This window comes from Nitrospirota bacterium (assembly GCA_015233895.1).
In the GTDB taxonomy this organism is placed as follows: domain Bacteria; phylum Nitrospirota; class Thermodesulfovibrionia; order Thermodesulfovibrionales; family Magnetobacteriaceae; genus Magnetomonas.
In genome coordinates, this window is sequence record JADFXG010000063.1 from 1 (window position 1) to 2,077 (window position 2,077).

Here is a 2,077-nt window from a genome sequence, read left to right on the forward strand (position 1 = left end):
TGGTTTAATTCGACGCAACGCGAAGAACCTTACCTGGGTTTGACATGTGAGTGGTAGGATTCCGAAAGGAAAACGACTCGGTAGTAATACTGAGAGCTTGTACAGGTGCTGCATGGCTGTCGTCAGCTCGTGCCGTGAGGTGTTGGGTTAAGTCCCGCAACGAGCGCAACCCCTATCCTTTGTTGCCATCAGGTTATGCTGGGCACTCTAAGGAAACTGCCGGCGATGAGTTGGAGGAAGGTGGGGACGACGTCAAGTCATCATGGCCCTTATATCCAGGGCTACACACGTGCTACAATGGCTACTACAGAGGGAAGCAAGATCGTGAGGTGGAGCTAATCCCTAAAAATATTCGTAGTTGGGATCGAAGTCTGCAACTCGACTTCGTGAACGTGGAATCGCTAGTAATCGCAGATCAGCTACGCTGCGGTGAATACGTTCCCGGGCCTTGTACACACCGCCCGTCACACCACGAAAGTCTGTTGTACCCGAAGGGGGTGAGCCAACCTGCAAAGGAGGCAGCTCACGAAGGTATGGTAGGTGATTGGGGTGAAGTCGTAACAAGGTAGCCGTAGGGGAACCTGCGGCTGGATCACCTCCTTTCTAAGGAACGATTAGACGGTCAGGATTAAATCCTGAATCAATATTGCGAAATATTGATTTGAGCACTACACATTTTTTAGATAAATTACGGGATAAGTGGATTGTCCTACTGACAATTTACTATAGTTGTTAAAATTATAGTAAGTCTCAGGGCCTATAGCTCAGTTGGTTAGAGCGCGCGCCTGATAAGCGCGAGGTCAGTGGTTCAACTCCACTTAGGCCCATTACCCTTTCTTTTATTACGATTAATATCGTAGGGGGTACATTGTATATGGCGGCAGTATGTTTGTATGATACTTCTGCTGTATATGAGGTAGTCCGGGGGTGTAGCTCAATTGGGAGAGCGCCTGCTTTGCAAGCAGGAGGTCATCGGTTCGATCCCGTTCACCTCCATAAGAGAAAGAGTATAAGGATTTTTGGTCTTTGACAACGAGAAATAAAAGGGTCAAGTTAGTAAGGGCATATGGTGGATGCCTTGGCATCAGACGGCGAAGAAGGACGCGGCAGGCTGCGAAAAGCCACGGGGAGCAGCGAGCATGCATAGATCCGTGGACGTCCGAATGGGGAAACCCGGCAGGGGTAAAGCCCTGTCATCTTATACTGAATACATAGGTGTAAGAAGCGAACCCGGGGAAGTGAAACATCTCAGTACCTGGAGGACAAGAAATCAAACGAGATTCCCTTAGTAGCGGCGAGCGAACGGGGAAGAGCCCAAACCCGGGAAGACATTGAACCTACAACATTAGCCATTTAATCATAACAAGAAAGTTAAATGAGCTGAGATTTGCAGGTTGGATGTCTTTCCGGGGGTTGTAGGACCGCAATAGTACTACCTTTATTTGTTAGTCGAATTCAGATGGAACGCTGAGCCGTAGAAGGTGATAGTCCTGTAGGCGAAAACAAATGAAGGGGGAAGCGGTATCCTGAGTACCACAGGTCACGTGGAACCCTGTGGGAATCTGGGGGGACCACCCTCCAAGGCTAAATACGTTCTGATGACCGATAGTGCACAGTACCGTGAGGGAAAGGTGAAAAGAACCCTGGCGAAGGGAGTGAAATAGAACCTGAAACCGTATGCCTACAATGAATCAGAGCACAGAGCAATCTGTGTGATGGTATGCCTTTTGATTAATGAGCCGGCGAGTTACCGGTTGCAGCGAGGTTAATCTCGTCAACGAGAGGAGCCGTAGGGAAACCGAGTCTTAATAGGGCGACTAGTTGCAATCGGTAGACCCGAAGCCAGTTGATCTACCCATGGTCAGGGTGAAGCGGGAGTAAGATCTCGTGGAGGCCCGAACCGGTGTTTGTTGCAAAAAGCTCGGATGAACTGTGGGTAGGAGCGAAAGACCAATCAAAACTGGTGATAGCTGGTACTCCCCGAAATGCATTTAGGTGCAGCCTTTGGTAATAGTCTGCAGGGGGTAGGGCACTGGATGGGCTAGGGCTTCGCAAGAGGTACCAAACCCAACCAAAC

2 tRNA genes and 2 rRNA genes are annotated in these 2,077 nt (G+C 49.5%); all 4 read left to right on the plus strand.

Features of this window, described 5'->3' with window-relative positions:
- A 16S ribosomal RNA gene (locus tag HQK88_17180) occupies positions 1-603 on the plus strand; the annotation flags it as partial.
- A 150-nt stretch (positions 604-753) separates the two neighbouring features.
- A tRNA-Ile gene (locus tag HQK88_17185) sits at positions 754-827 on the plus strand.
- A gap of 96 nt (positions 828-923) precedes the next feature.
- A tRNA-Ala gene (locus tag HQK88_17190) sits at positions 924-996 on the plus strand.
- Positions 997-1,046: 50 nt separating this feature from the next.
- Positions 1,047-2,077: ribosomal RNA gene (locus tag HQK88_17195) — 23S ribosomal RNA — on the plus strand; the annotation flags it as partial.